This is a genomic window from Pseudomonas monsensis (genome assembly GCF_014268495.2).
In the GTDB taxonomy this organism is placed as follows: Bacteria; Pseudomonadota; Gammaproteobacteria; order Pseudomonadales; family Pseudomonadaceae; genus Aquipseudomonas; species Aquipseudomonas monsensis.
In genome coordinates, this window is record NZ_CP077087.1 from 2320168 (window position 1) to 2338659 (window position 18492).

17 protein-coding genes and 1 other RNA gene are annotated in these 18492 nt (G+C 61.7%); 9 read left to right on the forward strand and 9 right to left on the reverse strand.

What is annotated here, in order from left to right; genetic code table 11:
• The first annotated feature begins 72 nt into the window (after positions 1-72).
• The 3 genes from HV782_RS10195 (at position 73) to HV782_RS10205 (ending at position 2096) form a co-directional block, all read left to right on the forward strand.
• Positions 73-1236, forward strand: a complete 1164-nt coding sequence (locus HV782_RS10195; protein ID WP_186744778.1) for a zinc-binding metallopeptidase family protein — start codon at positions 73-75, stop codon at positions 1234-1236.
• 146 nt (positions 1237-1382) lie between these two features.
• Positions 1383-1479: signal recognition particle sRNA small type (gene ffs / locus HV782_RS10200), an RNA gene on the forward strand.
• A gap of 119 nt (positions 1480-1598) precedes the next feature.
• Positions 1599-2096, forward strand: coding sequence for a hypothetical protein (locus HV782_RS10205; protein ID WP_186744775.1), 498 nt, complete (start codon positions 1599-1601; stop codon positions 2094-2096).
• A 130-nt stretch (positions 2097-2226) separates the two neighbouring features.
• Here HV782_RS10205 and HV782_RS10210 read toward each other — a convergent pair whose 3' ends face one another.
• On the reverse strand, positions 2227-2976 hold the full coding sequence (locus HV782_RS10210; protein WP_123463582.1) for a substrate-binding periplasmic protein: 750 nt from the start codon (positions 2974-2976) through the stop codon (positions 2227-2229).
• A 145-nt stretch (positions 2977-3121) separates the two neighbouring features.
• Here HV782_RS10210 and dnaX point away from each other — a divergent pair, with 145 nt between their 5' ends.
• The 5 genes from dnaX (at position 3122) to HV782_RS10235 (ending at position 8859) form a co-directional block, all read left to right on the forward strand.
• The gene (gene dnaX, locus HV782_RS10215) at positions 3122-5200 is read left to right on the forward strand and encodes a DNA polymerase III subunit gamma/tau (protein ID WP_186744773.1); all 2079 of its coding nucleotides are present in this window, start codon (positions 3122-3124) and stop codon (positions 5198-5200) included.
• 67 nt (positions 5201-5267) lie between these two features.
• Positions 5268-5606 (forward strand): YbaB/EbfC family nucleoid-associated protein, encoded by a 339-nt coding sequence (locus HV782_RS10220; protein WP_003223337.1) that lies wholly within the window; start codon positions 5268-5270, stop codon positions 5604-5606.
• 194 nt (positions 5607-5800) lie between these two features.
• On the forward strand, positions 5801-6835 hold the full coding sequence (curA, locus tag HV782_RS10225; RefSeq protein ID WP_186744771.1) for an NADPH-dependent curcumin/dihydrocurcumin reductase: 1035 nt from the start codon (positions 5801-5803) through the stop codon (positions 6833-6835).
• Between the two features lie 66 nt (positions 6836-6901).
• Entirely contained in the window at positions 6902-7504 is a 603-nt protein-coding gene (gene recR / locus HV782_RS10230; RefSeq protein WP_186744768.1) for a recombination mediator RecR, read from the forward strand.
• A gap of 206 nt (positions 7505-7710) precedes the next feature.
• Entirely contained in the window at positions 7711-8859 is a 1149-nt protein-coding gene (locus tag HV782_RS10235) for an acyl-CoA dehydrogenase family protein (protein WP_186744766.1), read from the forward strand.
• A gap of 135 nt (positions 8860-8994) precedes the next feature.
• Here the strand turns inward: HV782_RS10235 and HV782_RS10240 are convergent, their stop codons facing one another.
• Together HV782_RS10240 and fnr are read right to left on the reverse strand one after the other, a co-directional pair.
• Entirely contained in the window at positions 8995-9543 is a 549-nt protein-coding gene (locus tag HV782_RS10240) for an adenine phosphoribosyltransferase (RefSeq protein WP_027921719.1), read from the reverse strand.
• A gap of 78 nt (positions 9544-9621) precedes the next feature.
• Positions 9622-10356 (reverse strand): fumarate/nitrate reduction transcriptional regulator Fnr, encoded by a 735-nt coding sequence (gene fnr / locus HV782_RS10245; protein ID WP_025110355.1) that lies wholly within the window; start codon positions 10354-10356, stop codon positions 9622-9624.
• Positions 10357-10510: 154 nt separating this feature from the next.
• On the opposite strand from fnr, the gene HV782_RS10250 reads away from it, so the two are divergent.
• The gene (locus tag HV782_RS10250; RefSeq protein ID WP_123463573.1) at positions 10511-10993 is read left to right on the forward strand and encodes a hypothetical protein; all 483 of its coding nucleotides are present in this window, start codon (positions 10511-10513) and stop codon (positions 10991-10993) included.
• Here HV782_RS10250 and hemN read toward each other — a convergent pair.
• The 6 genes from hemN to ccoG all read right to left on the reverse strand — a co-directional run bounded on the left by hemN (position 10990) and on the right by ccoG (position 18154).
• On the reverse strand, positions 10990-12372 hold the full coding sequence (gene hemN / locus HV782_RS10255) for an oxygen-independent coproporphyrinogen III oxidase (RefSeq protein ID WP_128615625.1): 1383 nt from the start codon (positions 12370-12372) through the stop codon (positions 10990-10992). The genes HV782_RS10250 and hemN overlap by 4 nt on opposite strands.
• 132 nt (positions 12373-12504) lie before the next feature.
• Complete coding sequence (locus HV782_RS10260) at positions 12505-13188, reverse strand: sulfite exporter TauE/SafE family protein (protein WP_123463569.1); 684 nt, start codon at positions 13186-13188, stop codon at positions 12505-12507.
• Positions 13181-13393: a cbb3-type cytochrome oxidase assembly protein CcoS gene (gene ccoS / locus HV782_RS10265; protein WP_128615624.1), complete on the reverse strand. Its 213-nt coding sequence runs from the start codon at positions 13391-13393 to the stop codon at positions 13181-13183. Before ccoS ends, HV782_RS10260 begins: the two co-directional genes overlap by 8 nt.
• 22 nt (positions 13394-13415) lie before the next feature.
• The gene (locus HV782_RS10270) at positions 13416-15866 is read right to left on the reverse strand and encodes a heavy metal translocating P-type ATPase (protein WP_186744764.1); all 2451 of its coding nucleotides are present in this window, start codon (positions 15864-15866) and stop codon (positions 13416-13418) included.
• 321 nt (positions 15867-16187) lie between these two features.
• Positions 16188-16727 carry a FixH family protein gene (locus tag HV782_RS10275; protein ID WP_123463561.1) on the reverse strand — a complete coding sequence of 180 codons (540 nt, stop codon included), beginning with the start codon at positions 16725-16727 and terminating at the stop codon, positions 16188-16190.
• Positions 16728-16738: 11 nt separating this feature from the next.
• Positions 16739-18154, reverse strand: a complete 1416-nt coding sequence (gene ccoG, locus HV782_RS10280) for a cytochrome c oxidase accessory protein CcoG (protein ID WP_123463559.1) — start codon at positions 18152-18154, stop codon at positions 16739-16741.
• Positions 18155-18492 lie beyond the last annotated feature (338 nt).

Below are 18492 nucleotides of genomic sequence, written 5' to 3' on the forward strand. Positions count from 1 at the left end.
AGCTGTGGAGTATTCGGAACGATGTTGTCTCGGCAATGATCTAGTCTTGGCAAGCCCCAGGGAGAGATCGCCATGTACCGCTTTTTCGAGCAGCTCAGTTCGCGCATCGTCGCGCCGTTCACGGGTGAATCCTCACGCAACAGTAAAGTCTGGCCGTGCCGCTGCGGCCAGTCGCTGTTCTTTCGCAACAGCCAGTGCCTGGCCTGCAATGCGTTGCTTGGCTATCAACCCGAAGAAAGCCGCCTGACCTCGCTGCAGCCTGGGCTGCTGGCCGACACGTGGACCCTGGACGTCGCTCCTGAGGCCGGGCTTTTCCGCCGCTGCGCCAACCTCGACACGCCCGCCGCGTGTAACTGGCTGCTGCCGGCCAACGATCACGACCGCCTGTGCGTCGCCTGCAGCCTCAATCGCACCATCCCCGACCTGTCCGTCCCGGACAACCCTGAACGCTGGCGCAAGGTCGAAATCGCCAAGCGTCGTCTGGTCGCGCAACTGATTACGCTCGGTTTGCAGGTCATCTCGAAAACCGTGGACGAAGAAACCGGGCTGGCCTTCGACTTCATCGGCGTCGACCTTGAAGGCAACGCGCCGATGACCGGTCACGCCAACGGCCTGATCACCCTCGACATCAAGGAAGCTGACGACGCCCACCGCGAACAGGTGCGGGCGGCGATGCATGAACCCTATCGCACGCTGCTCGGGCATTTCCGTCATGAGGTCGGGCATTACTACTGGGATCGCCTGATCGCCAACGGCCCGTGGCTCGGATCGTTTCGTGATCTGTTCGGCGACGAACGCGCCAGTTATGCCGAGGCCCTGGATCGCCATTACCAGCAAGGCGCGCCGCTGGACTGGCCGCAGCGCTACGTCAGCGCCTACGCCACCATGCACCCGTGGGAAGACTGGGCGGAAACCTGGGCGCACTACCTGCACATGATGGACGCGGTGGACACCGCGTTGGGCTTCGGCATGAGTGCGCGGGAAATGGATTTCGACTACCAGCCGTTTCCGCCCGGCACCCTGTACGATCCGGAGCACCCCGGCGGTGCGGCATTCCTGTCGTTCGTCAATGCCTGGATCGAGCTGGCAGGGATGCTCAATGAACTGTCACGGAGCATGGGGCAGCCGGATTTCTACCCGTTCGTGCTGCCGGCGCCGGCGATTGCCAAACTGCATTTCATTCATCTGGTGATCCAGCAGGCGGGCGGTCGTGCAGACGAAGTCCTGACCCTGTAGGCGCTGGCGCCGGCTGCGGTCTTTCGCCGTCACTGCATGTCCTTGAACCCGTTCATATTTTTAATCTGCAACCAACGGTTGTAACTTCGCTTCAGATAGGTACAATGGCGCGGCTCGCCGACAGGCAAGCGTCGTTATGGTGACCCCATCGGTCCCCCCGCAACGATTACCCGTGAACCTGGTCAGATCCGGAAGGAAGCAGCCACAGCGGGAACATTGTGTGCCGGGGTGTGGCTGGTGGGGTTACCACCTTAACGAACAATCGAACGCTTCAAACAGAACTGCATGGGTTTCGCCCACTGCGGTTTTTTTATGCCTGTCGATCTTCCGCTTCATTCTTTGCTGTTGCCAGGAGGCTTTTCATGTCATTTCCAAAACTCTTCCTCTGCCTGTTGGCATCCACGTTGCTCGCAGCCTGCGCCACGCCGCTGACGCCTGAGCAACAAAAGGCTCAGGATGCGGAAACCGCAGCGGCCCGCGACTACTTTTCGCGCAAGGTCGAACTCACCGATGATGGCGGCGATTCAGCGGGTTACACCACGCTGGAATTGAAGAACTCCATTGAGGGTTACGTTCTTGCCTACTACGGCGCGGATAAGATGACCCCGCTCTACACCGAAGAAGTCACCAAGTGCGTAGGCAAGATGGGCGCATTTCCTTCGCTCGATTGCGAGCTCTACAACGGTGTTCATCGTTGGGCGGGGTTTTCCTACACCGTGGCGTCTGAAGATACGGTCGTAAAGGATCCTCGACTGATTCCGATGCAAAGCCGGATCAATGTCAAAAAAGGCGATCTGATCGTGATGACGCGCCACTCGCCACAACACTGGCGATTTGCCGGGCGCTTCTTGCAACCGTAAGGATTCAGCAAAACGTGCTGTTTGGGCCCGAAAAAACCACCTGTTCAGGTGGTTTTTTATTGTGGCTTTGTTGCACGAACTGTCGAGCAGGCCGCCAGCTATCGAACAGGCTTACGATGGCCGTGTGTGCTCAGGCCCCTGGTTCTGCACGACCGGTATACAACCGGATAATCTCATCAATCTCCCCCGACATCTTCATTCGCAGCAATGTGCGCAAGATCCGCTGCACCGGTACTTTCGGGTCATTGCGCACATAGCACCCGACCTTCTGCTCCTGTAGCACCGCCACGCCTTGCAGCTGCTGTTCAGGTATCAACCGCTGATTGAACCAGTCCAGCGTCCACTGGTTGCTCACCGCATAGCGATAACGCCCGGCCAGCAGCTTCTCCAGCACCTGTTCCTGATTGCGCGCATCTTCGCGCTGCAGTTGATCGGCATCGAACAGTGGTTGCAGCGTCGGGTAGGTGTAGCCGAGCACGGTGCCGATCGACTGGCGCGGCAGGGTGGTCGGATCGACACGGGTCAATGGTGCCTTGCGGCTGACCAGCAGATCACGCTGAAACAGCAGCGGAATGCTCCAGATGTAATCGCCGGACTGATTCGGCAGCCACGACTGCGCGGCATAGCAGCGCACGTCGATCGCGCCTTGTTCCATGGCCGTCTGCACCCGGGCGCGGGGCAGGACATGGAATTGCGCCGGCACGCCGACCTGAGTGGCGAGGCTGAGCATGAGGTCGTACAGAATGCCCTGGGTCGGGCGGCCGTGTTCCAATTGCACCATCGGCATGGCCCAGCTGTCGGGCATGGCGAAGCGCAGCGGGGGCTCCGCTGCGGACGTGCTCAGGCTGATTCCCAACAAAGCCGCCAAGGCCCAACGCATAAACGCTCCGGTAATTCCCCATCCCGAGCCGATAAAAGCCTCTGCTCATGCAGCTTAGCCATATTAGACGAGCACACCGGATGCAATTTTGCCCTTGCTCCGCTAGCATTAGCCGCTTCAGCTTCCTTCGTTGCGACGGTTTTCGATGAGTTATCAGGTTCTTGCACGTAAATGGCGTCCGCACTCGTTCCGCGAAATGGTCGGCCAGACCCATGTGCTCAAGGCTCTGATCAATGCCTTGGACAGCCAGCGGCTGCACCACGCCTACCTGTTCACCGGGACGCGGGGGGTGGGTAAAACCACAATTGCGCGGATCATTGCCAAATGCCTGAACTGTGAGACAGGTATCACTTCCAGCCCCTGCGGTGAGTGCTCGGTGTGCCGGGAAATCGACGAGGGCCGTTTCGTCGACCTGATCGAGATCGACGCCGCGAGCCGCACCAAGGTCGAAGACACCCGCGAACTGCTCGACAACGTGCAGTACGCGCCGAGCCGCGGGCGCTTCAAGGTCTACCTGATCGACGAAGTGCACATGCTCTCCAGCCATTCCTTCAATGCGCTGCTGAAAACCCTCGAAGAGCCGCCGCCGTACGTCAAGTTCATCCTGGCGACCACGGACCCGCAGAAACTTCCGGCAACGATTTTGTCGCGATGCCTGCAGTTCTCCCTGAAGAACATGACACCGGAGCGCGTGGTCGAGCATTTGACCCACGTTCTGACCGCCGAGAACGTGCCGTTCGAAGACGATGCCTTGTGGTTGCTCGGTCGCGCTGCTGACGGTTCGATGCGAGACGCCATGAGCCTGACCGATCAGGCCATCGCTTTCGGTGAGGGCAAGGTCCTGGCCACCGACGTGCGGGCGATGCTCGGCACGCTGGACCATGGTCAGGTCTACGACGTCCTGCATTCTTTGATCGAAGGCGACGCCAAGGCGCTGCTCGAGGCCGTGCGGCACCTGGCCGAGCAAGGCCCGGACTGGAACGGCGTGCTCTCGGAAATCCTCAACGTGCTGCACCGCGTCGCCATCGCCCAGGCGCTGCCGGAAGGCGTCGATAACGGTCATGGCGACCGCGATCGTGTATTGGCGCTGGCCCAGGCATTGCCTGCCGAAGACGTGCAGTTCTATTACCAGATGGGCCTGATCGGCCGCCGCGATTTGCCGCTGGCGCCGGACCCGCGTGGCGGTTTCGAGATGGTGCTGCTGCGGATGCTGGCCTTCCGGCCGGCGGACACGGCGGACGCCCCGAGGCAACCGCTAAAGCCAGTGGGGATCAGCCAGGCCACAGTTGATTCCGCAAACTCAGTGGCTGCCGCGCCCAAGCCTGCGCCGGTAGTCGCTGCGGCTGTTGCGCCGGCTCCGACACCCGTGGTGGCCCCGGCACCGGTTCCGGAAGCTGCACCAGTTGCGCCTGTCGTGGTTGCCGAGCCAGAACCTGAGCCGGTCATCGCCGCAGCGGTGGTCGACCTGCCGTGGAACGACCCGGTTGAAGCCGAGCCAGAGCCCGTGCAGCAACCCGCCGTCGAACCGGTACTGGAAACCGCTGCCGAGCAGCCCGAGTTGCCGCCGATGCCACTGCCGACTCCGGACAGCGTGGTCCCGGATGCGCCGGAATGGGCCGCTGCGCCGATTCCCGAGCCGTCGGTTGCCGACGTCGATGCCGCCACCCCGGGCATGGACCTGGACGACGAGCCGCCGCTGGACGAGGATTACATCGAGCCGGACATGGATTCGGCCTACAGTTACCTCGACGAACTGGCCAGCGAACACGCTGCTGAGCCAGCGCCGGAACCCGAGCCGGAACCTGCGGCAGCGCCGGCCACCGGTCTTGCACTGCAATGGCTGGAGCTGTTCCCGCAATTGCCGATCTCTGGCATGACCGGCAGCATCGCCGCCAACTGCACACTGATCGCCGTCGATGGCGATCACTGGCTGATGCACCTGGACCCGGCGCACAGTGCACTGTTCAATGCCACGCAACAGCGGCGCCTGAACGATGCATTGAACCAGTTTCACGGTCGTACGCTGAGCCTGACCATCGAGCTGATCAAGCCCGAGCAGGAAACCCCGGCCCAGGCTGCGTCGCGTCGCCGGGCCAACCGTCAGCGCGAGGCGGAGGAGTCGATCCACGGTGATCCGTTCATCCAGCAGATGGTCCAGCAGTTCGGCGCGGTGGTGCGACACGATACTATTGAACCTGTCGACGCTTTGGTCCCCCAAGGCTAATAACTGAAGGCGTCCGGCCGCACAGGGCGGACGCTGTTTTGATCCAAGTACTTTTGAGGTGATTCCCATGATGAAAGGTGGCATGGCCGGCCTGATGAAGCAGGCGCAGCAGATGCAGGAAAAAATGGCCAAGATGCAGGAAGAACTGGCCAACGCCGAAGTCACCGGTAAAGCCGGTGGCGATATGGTCACCGTGGTGATGACCGGTCGTCACGACGTGAAAAGCGTGAGCATCGACCCAAGCCTGGTCGAAGGCCTGAGCGAAGACGACAAGGAGATGCTGGAAGCCGTGGTTGCTGCCGCCGTCAACGACGCCGTGCGCAAGATTGAAGCCAACAGCCAGGAAAAAATGGGCAGCATGACCGCTGGCATGAACCTGCCAGCCGGTATGAAACTGCCATTCTGATTCGCCATACGGCGGCAGATGAGCTACACAAAATGCCAGGCATTGCGCTTGGCATTTTTGTTTCTGGCGCCTCCTGGAGTGCGCGTCTTGTGATCTCCCTCGCCCCAGGTTCACAGCAGAAACATCGAACCTGCTATTGCCACAACGGTCTGCTCCCTATACCCCGGAATTCATCATTCACAGGAGACGCTGACATGTCCGACCCTCTTACCCTCAATCAACGTTTTGTCCTTGCCTCTCGTCCTGTGGGCGCGCCGACCCCGGAAAACTTCCGCCTGGAGCGCGAAGCGTTGCCCGACCTCGAAGATGGCCAGATCCTGCTGAAAACCCTGTACCTGTCGCTTGACCCCTATATGCGCGGACGTATGAGCGACGCCCCGTCCTACGCCGCTCCGGTACAAATCGGCGAAGTCATGACCGGTGGCGCTGTCAGCCGTGTCGAGGACTCGCGTCATCCGAAATTCCACAAGGGCGATCTGGTGGTCGGCGCCACAGGCTGGCAAAGCCACAGCATCAGTGACGGACGCAACATCATCCCGATCCCTGCCGGGCTGCCGGGCCCGTCGATGGCCCTCGGTGTGCTCGGCATGCCGGGCATGACCGCGTACATGGGGCTGATGGACATCGGTCAGCCGAAAGAGGGGGAAACCCTGGTGGTGGCCGCCGCCTCCGGCGCCGTGGGCTCGGTGGTCGGCCAGGTGGCGAAGATCAAAGGCCTGCGTGCGGTCGGTGTGGCCGGTGGGGCCGAGAAGTGTAAATACGTGGTCGAGGAACTGGGTTTCGACGCCTGCATCGATCACAAGGCGCCGGACTTTGCCGAACAGCTGGCGAAGGCGTGCCCGCAAGGCATCGACATCTATTACGAAAACGTCGGCGGTCATGTCTTCGACGCGGTGGTGCCGCTGCTCAATCCCAAGGCGCGCATTCCGTTGTGCGGGCTGATTGCCGGTTACAACGCTGCCGAAGCGCCGCAAGGCCCGGATCGCCTGCCGCTGCTGCAACGCACGTTGCTCACCAAGCGTGTGCGCATTCAGGGCTTTATCGTGTTCGATGACTACGGTGATCGTCAGCCGGAATTCATCAGCCACATGGTGCCGTGGGTGCGCGACGGCAAGGTGAAGTTCCGCGAGGACGTGGTCGAGGGCCTGGAGCAGGCGCCCGAGGCGTTTATCGGTCTGCTGGAAGGGCGCAACTTCGGCAAACTGGTGGTGAAGGTCGCCACAGACTGAGTATTTGACGCTGGCCAGAGGCGCGGGTATAAACCGCGTCTCGTTGTTTTGTCGGACTTTTTACCCATGAGCTTCAGCCCTTTGATTCGCCAACTGATCGACGCCCTGCGAATTTTGCCGGGTGTGGGTCAGAAAACCGCCCAGCGCATGGCGTTGCAGTTGCTCGAGCGTGATCGCAGCGGCGGTACGCGCCTGGCCCAGTCCCTGAGCCAGGCCATGGAAGGGGTCGGTCATTGCCGCCAGTGCCGCACGTTGACCGAAGACGATCTGTGCCCGCAATGCGCCGATACCCGCCGCGATGACACCTTGCTGTGTGTGGTCGAAGGGCCGATGGATGTCTACGCGGTCGAACAGACCGGGTTCCGTGGACGCTACTTCGTGCTCAAGGGGCATCTGTCGCCGCTCGATGGCCTTGGGCCTGAGGCCATCGGCATTCCGCAATTGATAACGCGAATTGAAGAGGCGGGCACGTTTACCGAGGTCATCCTCGCCACCAACCCGACGGTGGAAGGTGAAGCCACGGCGCATTACATCGCGCAGCTTCTCGCCAACAAAGGCCTGATCGCTTCGCGCATTGCTCACGGCGTGCCGTTGGGTGGTGAGCTGGAGCTGGTCGATGGCGGGACGCTGGCGCATTCGTTTGCCGGGCGTAAGCCGATTTCCCTCTGATATTTGTATGGCCTGATCTGGCCTCATCGCAGGCGGACCAGCTCCCACAGTGATTTGTGTTGATCACCAAACAGGGTGAACATCTCCGGACCTGTGGGCGCTGGCGTGCCAGCAATGACCCCCCGGTTTCCCTGGTTTGCACAATCTTGTTGAAAACCAAGCAAGCGCTCGGTTAAGTTCGGCGAACCCTCTAGTGGAGTTTGCCCATGCCTGCCTTCCACGAATACTTCGACCCCAGCCACCAAATGGTCCGCGACAGCGTCAGACGTTTTGTCGAACGCGAGATCCTGCCGGATATTGATGCGTGGGAAGAAGCCGAAAGCTTCCCCCGTGAGTTGTACCTGAAGGCCGGGGCGGCGGGGATTCTCGGCATCGGTTATCCCGAAGCGCTGGGTGGCAGCCACGAAGGCGATCTGTTCGCCAAGGTCGCCGCCAGTGAGGAGTTGATGCGCTGTGGCTCTGGCGGCCTGGTGGCGGGGCTGGGTTCGCTGGATATCGGCTTGCCGCCGATCGTCAAATGGGCGCGGCCCGAAGTCCGTGATCGCGTGGTGCCACAGGTGCTCAGCGGCGAGAAAATCAGCGCCCTGGCCATCACCGAGCCCGGTGGCGGCTCCGACGTCGCCAACCTGCAAACCCGTGCTGTGCGTGACGGCGAGTTCTACCGCGTCAGCGGCTGCAAGACGTTCATTACCAGCGGCGTGCGCGCCGATTTCTACACCGTGGCGGTGCGCACCGGCGCGCCGGGTTTCGGCGGTATCAGCCTGTTGCTGATCGAGAAGGGCACGCCCGGTTTCACCGTTGGCCGCCAACTGAAGAAAATGGGCTGGTGGGCGTCGGACACGGCTGAACTGTTTTTCGACGATTGTCGCGTGCCGCTGGCGAACCTGATCGGCGCCGAGAACATGGGCTTCGCCTGCATCATGGGCAACTTCCAGAGCGAGCGCCTGGCGTTGGCACTGATGGCCAACATGACCTCACAGCTGGCGCTGGAAGAGGCCCTGAAGTGGGCGCGCGAGCGTGAGGCGTTTGGTAAACCGATCGGCAAGTTTCAAGTGATCAAGCATCGCCTCGCCGAAATGGCCACGGCGCTGGAGGTCTCGCGGGAGTTCACCTATCTGCAGGCGGCGAAGATGGCGGCGGGGCAGAGTGTGATCAAGGAGATTTCCATGGCAAAAAATTTTGCCACGGACACGTCGGACCGGATCACCACCGAGGCGGTGCAGATTCTTGGCGGGTTGGGTTATATGCGCGAGAGCCTGGTGGAGCGGCTGTATCGGGATAACCGCATCTTGTCGATTGGCGGCGGGACGCGGGAGGTGATGAACGAAATCATCAGCAAGCAGATGGGGCTTTGAATTGTTGGTGAAGCCGCTGGCGCCATCGCTGGCAAGCCAGCTCCCACAGGGTTTTGGCGCGTACACAATATTTGTGAACGACTGAAATCACTGTGGGCGCTGGCTTGCCAGCAATGGCGTCAGTGGGGGCGCCGCTTACTTGTCAGTCAGGGCAAACTGCGTCAGGCAGAACGTCGGGATGCCCATGTCCTCAAGTCGCTGCGAACCCCCAAGCTCCGGCAAATCAATGATCGCCGCCGCCTCATGCACCCGCGCCCCCATCCGGCGAATCAGGTTGGCCGCCGCAATCAGCGTGCCGCCGGTGGCGATTAGGTCATCGAACATCACCACCGAATCACCCTCGCACAGGCTGTCGGCATGCACTTCGAGGAACGCTTCGCCGTACTCCGTCGCATAACCTTCGGCCAACACGTCCGCCGGCAGCTTGCCTTGCTTGCGGAACAGCACCAGCGGCTTGTTCAGTTGATAGGCCAGTACCGAACCGATCAGAAAACCACGGGCGTCCATCGCGCCGATGTGGGTGAAGTCGGCTTCGACATAGCGGTGGGCGAAGCTGTCCATCACCAGGCGCAGGGCCGTTGGCGACTGGAACAACGGGGTGATGTCGCGAAAGATCACGCCCGGTTTCGGGAAGTCGATCACGGGGCGGATCAAGGATTTGATGTCGAAGGAGTCGAAGACCATCGTCGAGGTGTCCTGGCAGGGCTGCAAACGGCGCAGTATACCCGCGGCTGAAACGGTTCGCTCGGCCGCGGGTCGCGATCAGCCTTCGAGCGAGCCGCCGGCCAGGGCGCAGAGCTGGATCGGGTCGAGGATATGAATCTCTTTGCCTTCGGCAGCAATCAGTTCGTTCTGCTGGAAGCGCGTGAATACCCGCGAGACGGTTTCCACGGCCAGCCCCAGGTAGTTGCCGATTTCATTGCGCGACATGCTCAAGCGGAACTGATTGGCCGAGAAGCCGCGGGCGCGGAAGCGTGCCGACAGATTGACCAGGAACGTCGCGATGCGCTCATCGGCGGTTTTTTTCGACAGCAGCAACATCATTTGCTGATCGTCGCGGATTTCCCGGCTCATCACGCGCATCAACTGGCGGCGCAACTGCGGCAGCTGCAGGGCCAATTCGTCGAGGCGTTCGAAAGGAATTTCGCAGACGGAGGTGGTTTCCAGCGCCTGGGCGGACACCGGGTGCTTCTCGGTGTCCATGCCGGACAGGCCAACCAGCTCGCTCGGCAGGTGGAAGCCGGTCAGCTGTTCTTCGCCGGTGTCGCTCAGGCTGAAGGTCTTCAAGGCGCCGGAGCGTACTGCATAAACGGAATCGAACGTGTCGCCCTGGCGGAACAGGAACTCGCCTTTTTTCAACGGGCGACCGCGTTTAACAATTTCGTCCAGCGCATCCATGTCTTCCAGATTCAGAGAAAGTGGCAGGCAAAGAGGGGCCAGGCTGCAATCCTTGCAATGGGCCTGGTTGTGAGCGCGCAGTTTTACTGGCTCAGACATTTCTTAAATCCTTGTGGGAAAACACACATAAGCCGTAAGGGTAACTCACGGGAGGACATTCAGGCCAGTCTGAGGCGACTTTGTCCTGCAGCCATAAAGCCGCAGCACCTGCAGCCGATAATCAGGTATCAACGCGCATACAAGGAACCCGTCGATGGCCGCCATTGGCACGCTTAACCCCGGTAGCAGTGGCGTAGCGTCGTTGCTGGACACCTCGCGAGCCGCGACCGGCGACGAACAGGAGGCCGGCACCTCGCTATTGGCAACCCCGACCTTGGTCGAAGGCATCAAAGTGTCGCTGTCCGGTGCCGCCATCGAAAAGTCCGCCGGCGCCGGCGGCGATAACCGCGACATCGAAGAGAGCGGCCTGCCGGAGAACATTCAGCAATTGCTGAAGATGATCCGCCAGTTGCAACAACAGATCGCCGAAAAAAATGCGCGGATCAAAGCGGTCATGGCCGACAAGACCCTGTCCACCGAAGTGAAACTCGCCAAACTCGCCGCGCTCAAAGGCGCCATCGCGGCACTGAACAACGGTTTGATCACCGCCAACCTGTCCCTGTCCAAGGTCATGAACCAGTCGAACCTGACCCCGGAGCAGACCATGAAAACCGCCGCGCTGCTGATGAAAAACTAAATCACCCGCGAGAAGCGCTGACGGTTCTGGTGTTCCAGGTAGGCGTCGAAGACCATGCACACCGAGCGCACCAACAGACGTCCGGCTGGCAGGACGTCGATCCGCTCACGTTGCAGGCTGATCAGGCCATCGTCGGCCATGCCTTGCAGTTGTGGCCACAGCGCGCCGAAATAGCCCTGGAAATCAATGTTGAATGGCTGCTCGATATCGGCGAATACCAGGCTGAAGTTGCAGATCAGCTGCTGAATCACTGCGCGGCGCAGACGGTCATCGGCGTTGCACACCAAGCCACGGCTGGTCGCCAGTTGCGCGGCGGCGAGGGTGTTCTGGTAGTGGCTGAGATCGCTGCTGTTCTGGCAGTACAGGTCGCCAATCTGACTGATCGCGGAAACCCCTAGCCCGATCAGGTCGCAGTGACCGTGGGTGGTGTAGCCCTGGAAGTTGCGTTGAAGGGTTTCTTCTTCCTGGGCAATCGCCAGTTCATCGTCGGGCAGGGCAAAGTGATCCATGCCGATGTAGCGGTAACCGGCGGCGGTCAGTTGTTCGATGGTGCGCTGCAGCATTTCCAGTTTCTGCGCCGGGCTCGGCAGCTCGTTGCCGTTGATGCGCCGCTGCGGCATGAAGCGTTCCGGCAGGTGCGCATAGTTGAACACCGAGAGCCGGTCCGGTTGCAGGCTGATGACTTCCTCGACCGTGCGGGCGAAATTCTCCGGGGTCTGTTTCGGCAAGCCATAAATCAGGTCGATGTTGATCGAGCGAAACTGCAGGGTGCGCGCCGCGTCGATCACTGCACGGGTTTCTTCAAGGCTTTGCAGGCGATTGACCGCGCGCTGCACCGCCGGGTCGAGGTCTTGCAGGCCGATGCTGACCCGGTTGAACCCCAGTTCGCGCAGCAGGCCCATGGTCGACCAGTCGGCTTCGCGCGGGTCGATTTCGATGCCGTAATCGCCCGAGTCGTCATCCAGCAGATTGAAGTGCTTGCGCAGGTGCGCCATCAACTGCCGCAGTTCGTCGTGGCTGAGAAAGGTCGGCGTGCCGCCACCAAAGTGCAGTTGCTCGACCTTTTGTGCCGGGTCGAGGTGGCAGGCGATCAACTGGATTTCCTGCTCCAGACGTTGCAGGTACGGCAGGGCACGGCCGCGATCCTTGGTGATGACCTTGTTGCAGGCGCAGTAGTAGCAAATGTTCGCGCAGAACGGCACGTGCACATACAGCGACAACGGGCGCAGGGCCTTGCGGCTGTCGCGCAGGGCATGGAACAGATCGAACGTGCCGACCTGACTGTGAAATTGCACGGCCGTCGGATACGAGGTGTAGCGCGGCCCCGCCAGGTCGTAGCGGCGGATCAGATCAGTGTCCCAACGAATGGCGTCGAGCATGCGGGCATTCCCCCGGATAGGCTGGCAGTGTGGCGAGTCTATCGAGGTGCGGCGAGAGGGCTCTTGATTTGCATCAACGGGTGCGAGGAGTCACCGCTTTTGTGGTGAGGGCGCTTGCTCCCTCGCCACAGGTCAGTGGCCCATGAGCCAATGCTGATGCGGCCCCGGCAAGGTCCAGATACCGAAGACAATCACCAGCAAACCGCCGGCCATGCGCACGCTGCGCTTGCGCAGCAGCGCGGTCACCCGTTCCGCCGCCAGCCCCGTGGCGAGCAACACCGGCCATGTCCCCAGCCCGAACGCCAGCATCAACAGCGCACTGTCGAGCGCATTGCCCTGACTCGCCGACCACAGCAACGTGCTGTAAACCAGCCCGCAGGGCAGCCAGCCCCACAAGGCGCCGAGCAATAGTGCACGAGGCAGGCTCGACACCGGCAACAAGCGGTTGGCCACCGGTTGAATGTAGCGCCACAACCCACGGCCGAGGCTTTCGATACGGGTGAGGCCGCTCCACCATCCCGCCAGATACAAGCCCATCGCGATCAGCAGCAACCCGGCCAGCACCCGCATAAACAACGCGGCAGGACTATTGGCCACGGCCCAGCCGGCCAGCCCGATAAGCAACCCGGCCGTTGCGTAACTGAGGATTCGTCCAAGGTTGTACGCCAGCAGCAAGCGAAAACGCCGGCTGCGCTGTTCCTTGGGAATCGCCAGCGTCAGCGCGCCCATCAAACCGCCGCACATCCCCAGGCAATGGCCGCCGCCGAGCAGGCCGAGGATCAGTGCCGACACCAGCAGGGGCGCCAGTTCAAGCATGAGGTGGCGCCTTGTCGTCCGGTTTGTGCGCGTTGGCTTCGTCCACCGCCGCGGTGTGGTTCGGGTCCTGATCGTCGAACAGGATGCTGTGCGCCGGACCGTCGAGGTCGTCGTACTGGCCGCTGTCCACCGCCCAGAAGAAGATGTACACGGCGATGGCCACGATCAGCAGGGCGGCCGGGATCATCACGTAAAGAGCTGGCATCGGTACTCCAGGTCCGCGCGGCTCAGGCCGGCAACGGACGGGTTTGCGCCGTGAGGCGGGTGGCCGGCGCACTCGGCAGGCGAGTCAGGCGCAGGGCATTGAGCACCACGGTCAACGAACTGATCGACATACCGACCGCCGCCCACACCGGAGTGATCCAGCCGAGGGCGGCGAACGGCAACATGAGGCCATTGTACAGCGCGGCCCACAGCAGGTTCTCGATGATGACCCGACGGGTCCGGCGCGCCAGTGTGAAGGCCTGCACCAGGGCGTCGAGACGATTGGACAGAAGCACCGCGTCGGCACTGGTTTTCGCCAGATCGGTGGCCGAGCCCATGGCCACGCTGATGTCGGCGGCGGCGAGGACCGGCACGTCATTGACGCCATCCCCCAGCATCAACACCTTGCGCCCCTCTTTATGCAACTGTTGCAGCACCTGCAGCTTGTCGTCCGGGCGCAGGCCACCGCGTGCCTCGTCGATGCCCAGTTCGGCGGCGACGCTGGCGACCATCGGCGAGCTGTCGCCGGACAGCAGCAGCGTGCGCCAGCCGCGGGCCTTGCATGCAGCGAGCAGGGCCGGCGCGTCATCACGCAGGCGGTCGTCGAGAACGAACCAGGCCAGCGGCCCCTGAACATCGCCGAGCAGCAGCCATTGCCCCGGTTCGCTCGGCATGGCTGGCAGCGCGGCGCCGCTGAGGGCGCAGACAAATTCAGCCTGACCGATGCGCAGACGCTGTGCGCCGACCAGGCCTTCGAGGCCGAGTCCCGGTGCGCTGTGCACCTCTTCAGCGGCCAGCGGGGCGCGGCCGAACGCGCGGGCAATCGGGTGCTCGGAACGGTTTTCCAGGGCCGCGGCGAGGCTCAGGCACTGATCGCTGTCCAGCGCTGCCAGTGGCCGGATCGAACGCAGTACCAGGCGGCCTTCGGTCAACGTACCGGTCTTGTCGAAAATCACCGTGTCGATCTGATTGAGGCCTTCCAGCACATGCCCGCGTGTCAGCAGCAGGCCGAGTTTGTGCAAGGTGCCGGTAGCGGCGGTGAGGGCGGTTGGCGTCGCCAGCGACAGCGCGCACGGGCACGTGGCGACCAGCATGGCCAGGACAATCCAGAAGGCCCGCGATGCATCCAGTTGCCACCACAACAGACCGATGGCTGCCGCCGCAAGCAGCGACAACAGCAGGAACCATTGCGCGGCGCGGTCGGCGATTTCCGCCAGTCGTGGTTTCTCGGCCTGGGCGCGATCCAGCAGGCGGACGATGGCCGACAGCCGCGTGTCCTGACCCAGCGCCAGCACTTCGACGGTCAGTGCGCCCTCGACATTCAGGGTGCCGGCGGTGACCGCATCGCCCAAGGTGCGCGGTTGCGGCAGGTATTCGCCGGTCAGCAGCGATTCGTCGATGCTCGACTGGCCGTCGAGGATTTTCCCGTCGGCCGGCAGGATCGCACCCGGCTGCACCAGCACCCGGTCGCCCAGGCGCAACTCGCTGAGCAGAATGCGTTCGCTCTGGCCGTTATCGTCGAGGCGCAGGCACGAGGCCGGCAGCAGATTGACCAGTTGTGCCGTTGCCGCCGCGGTGCGTTCGCGGGCGCGGCGTTCCAGGTAACGCCCGGCGAGCAGGAACAGTGCGAACATTCCGACCGCATCGAAATACAGTTCGCCGACCCCGGTGATCGAGGTCCAGATCCCGGCGATGTAGGCGCTGCCGATGGCCAGCGACACCGAGACATCCATGGTCAGGTGACGGGTGCGCAGATCGCGCATCGCGCCTTTGAAGAACGGCGCGCAGCTGTAGAACACGATCGGCGTGGTGAGGAACAGCGCGACCCAGCGCAGGATCGTGTGCAGCTCGGGGCTGAGGTCGATGTTGAATTCCGGCCACGTCGCCATGGTCGCCATCATCGCCTGGAACCACAGCAGGCCGGCGACCCCGAGCTGACGCAGGGCCAGACGGTTTTCGCTGGCCAGTTGTTCACTGGCGCGGTCGGCTTGATACGGGTGAGCGGCATAACCGATGTGCCGCAGTTCGGCGAGGATCTGGCTCAGCGGCAATTGCGCGTCGGCCCAGCGTACATGCAGGCGATGGTTGGACAGATTCAGCCGTGCCTCGGCCACCGCCGACAGGGTGCGCAGGTGTTTCTCGATCAGCCAGCCGCAGGCGGCGCAACTGATGCCTTCCATCAACAGGGTGGTTTCGGCCAGTTCGCCTTCATGGCGAACGAACGGCTTTTGCACGTCGGTGCGATCGTACAGCGCCAGTTCATCGGTCAGTTGCACCGGCAGCGCTTCGGGGTTGGCCGAGGCTTCGCTGCGGTGCTGGTAATAACTTTGGAGGCCGCCGGCAACGATGGCTTCGGCCACCGCCTGGCAGCCCGGGCAGCAGAACTCGCGGGACTCCCCGAGCACGACAGCGGTGAAGCGGCTGCCGGACGGGACGGGCAGGGCGCAGTGGTAGCAGGGGAGTGGGGTGGTCATGGCATCGTCGAGGGGGCAAACCCTTGCATTGGAGTTGTCCGCTTGCCCTCACCCCAGCCCTCTCCCGGGGGGAGAGGGAGCCGATCGGTGTGAGCGGGAAGAACAGATTCAGTCGCCGACATCGTTACTGGCATCCGCAAAGCGTGCAAGCGCTCGAAATCAGTCCCCTCTCCCTCGGGGAGAAGACGCCGATCGGTGCGAACCGGAAGAACGGATTCAGTCGCCGACATCGTTACTGGCATACGCAAAGTGTGCAAACGCTCGAGATCAGTCCCCTCTCCCTCGGGGAGAGGGTTAGGGTGAGGGGCTTCTGAGGTTGATTCATTTCTTCAGGTCTTCGGCGCCTTGCAAGGGTTCGTCGCCGAGCAACAGCTCCTTGTCATGGCTGACCAGCTCTTCTTCGAACATGCGCCACACGTGATCATCCTGACTGCCGAGCAACTCGACAAACCGTCGGCCTTCAACCTTGTCACCCAACTGGCCGATGTAACGCCCGGTCTCAGTTTCACTGCGGGTCAGGACGATCTTGCGATCCTTCTCCGGCTGGGTCGGCGAAATCAGGTTCAATTCCAGCGTCTTCGGTTGACTGTCACCGCTGAGGCGCAGATCAACTTCGCCGGTGACGTCATCCAGATGCACGGCAGCACGCATCTTCAGGTTCTGCGCCAACAGTTCACGGTCCAGCGAGCGGTTGATGCCTTTGCCGGCCTCGTAATAGTTGTCGTTGACCAGGTTGTCCGGGTTGTTTACCGCGATGGTTACCATGGACAGGGTCAACGTCACCGAACAGGCCAGAATCCCGATGATGATCCATGGCCAAAGGTGCTTGTACCAGGGACTTGTGGCGTTTGCGGCGGGCATGTTCAGTTCTCTCAACGGATTTGTGGGCCGATGAATCGGCTCTTGGCTTCAACGTGGACGCTGTCGTCATCGGCGTCCTTGAGGATGAATTTCACCTCGTTGGTGCTCGATGGCAATTGTTCCGGTGCGCTCGACAGTTCGACCGGCATGCTGAAAATCTCCCCGGCCGGCACCTTGATCTCGCGTCGGCCCTGCAGGCGCAGATCCGGCAGGCCGGCGGCTTCCAGCACGTAGGTGTGGTCGCGCTGATCCTTGTTCATGATCTTCAGGCTGTAGACGTTCTCGATCCGGCCTTCGGCGTTTTCGCGGTACAGCACGCGGTCTTTGCTGACGTCGAAACCGACCAGCGAACGCATGAAGAACGCAGTGACCAACAGGCTGATCATCGCCAGCAGCACCACCGCGTAGCCGATCAAGCGTGGCCGCAGTTTATGGGTTTTCTGGCCAGACAGGTTGTGTTCGGTGGTGTAGCTGATCAGCCCGCGTGGATAGTCCATCTTGTCCATGATCGCGTCGCAGGCGTCGATGCACGCGGCGCAGCCGATGCATTCGATCTGCAGGCCGTCACGGATGTCGATACCGGTCGGGCAGACTTGAACGCACATCGTGCAGTCGATGCAGTCGCCCAGGCCCTGGGCCTTGTAGTCGACGCCTTTCTTGCGCGGCCCACGGCTTTCGCCGCGACGCGGATCGTAGGACACGATCAGGGTGTCCTTGTCGAACATCACGCTCTGGAAGCGTGCATACGGGCACATGTAGATGCACACCTGTTCGCGCAGCCAGCCGGCGTTGCCGTAAGTGGCGAGGGTGAAGAAGCCGACCCAGAAGTACGACCAGCCATCGGCCTGACCGGTGAAGAACTCGAACACCAGCTCGCGGATCGGCGAGAAATAGCCGACGAAGGTCATGCCGGTGACAAAACCGATCAACAACCACAGCGCGTGTTTGGCGAATTTACGCGCGAATTTGTTGGCGCTCATCGGCGCCTTGTCGAGCTTGATGCGCTGGTTGCGGTCGCCTTCGGTGACCTTCTCGCACCACATGAAAATCCACGTCCACACGCTTTGCGGGCAGGTGTAGCCGCACCACACACGACCGGCATACACGGTGATGAAGAACAGCCCGAATGCGGCAATGATCAACAGGCCGGAAAGCAGAATGAAGTCCTGAGGCCAGAACGTGGCGCCGAAGATGAAGAACTTGCGCTCGGGCAAATTCCACCACACCGCCTGATGGCCGCCCCAACTCAGCCAGACCGTGCCGAAGTACAGCAGGAACAGCGCGGCGCCGCCCATCATCCGCAGATTGCGAAACAGGCCGGTGAAGGCGCGGGTGTAGATTTTTTCTCGTGAGGCGTAAAGATCGACGCTGTTGTTCGCGTTCTTGCTCGGTGGCGTGACGTCGTGTACCGGAATCTGGTTACTCATCATTGCATCCCACGGCAGTGGAAAAATGCCTCGGTCGATACGTGCCAACCAAGGTCAAAAGGGGGTAAAGCAGTGGCGCAATGATACGCCTGTCGCTCTGGCTCAAGGGTGCGACCTTTGGTCGCGTTGGGTAAAAAACCTGAATGGTGTAGCGAATGCAACAAAGCATGATGCAGGTCAATTGACTTGTTGAGTATGGTCGGTTTTGGCCCGACGGCTAATGCTATTGATGATCAACGCTGACATCACCGTTTTTGGTCATGGCGGGAAACCTCGCCTATTCAAAGAACATTGGCGAAGTTCATTGGGTTCAACTCAACAACGAGCCGACATAGACC